1 pseudogene is annotated in these 496 nt (G+C 65.3%); it reads right to left on the bottom strand.

The window, feature by feature from the left end:
* Positions 1-10 precede the first annotated feature (10 nt).
* Positions 11-496, bottom strand: a pseudogene (locus OO48_RS37990) (transposase); the annotation flags it as partial.

Here is a 496-nt window from a genome sequence, read left to right as displayed (position 1 = left end):
AGAAGCCATCTCATTTGGTGATTCTGCGATGGCAGATGAGGGTGGCGGCGATGGTGGCGAAGGCTGCGAAGTGGGTGCCCTTGCGTTCGTAGCGCGGGCGATGCGATGGGCGATCTGCCGTCGTCGCAGGTAGGAGCGGATGAAGCGGTGGTCGTAGGCTTTGTCGCCGTGGCGGGATCGCTTCGACGAGCGGAATCAGGGCCTGGCTGTCGTGCAGGTTGGCACCGGAGATCGCGAGCGAGAGGGGCAGACCGGTACGTTCGGTGAGCAAGTGGATCTTCGACCCGAACTTGCCCCGATCGACAGGATTCGGACCCGTCAGATCCCTTTTTTCATGGCGCGCATGTTCACCGAGTCGACCGCGCACCTCGACCAGTCCAGCTCGCCCCGCGAGCCCAGTTCGTCCAGGACCAGGCGGTAGAGCTTCGCCCAGACCCGGGCTGCGGTCCACTCCGCGAACCGCCGGTGGGCGGTCGGCCCGGACGGTCCGAAACAC

This window comes from Kitasatospora phosalacinea (assembly GCF_000716545.1).
GTDB lineage: Bacteria > Actinomycetota > Actinomycetes > Streptomycetales > Streptomycetaceae > Kitasatospora > Kitasatospora phosalacinea.
The sequence above is the reverse complement of the archived record's forward strand: the minus strand, read 5'-3'. Positions and strand labels throughout refer to the sequence as shown.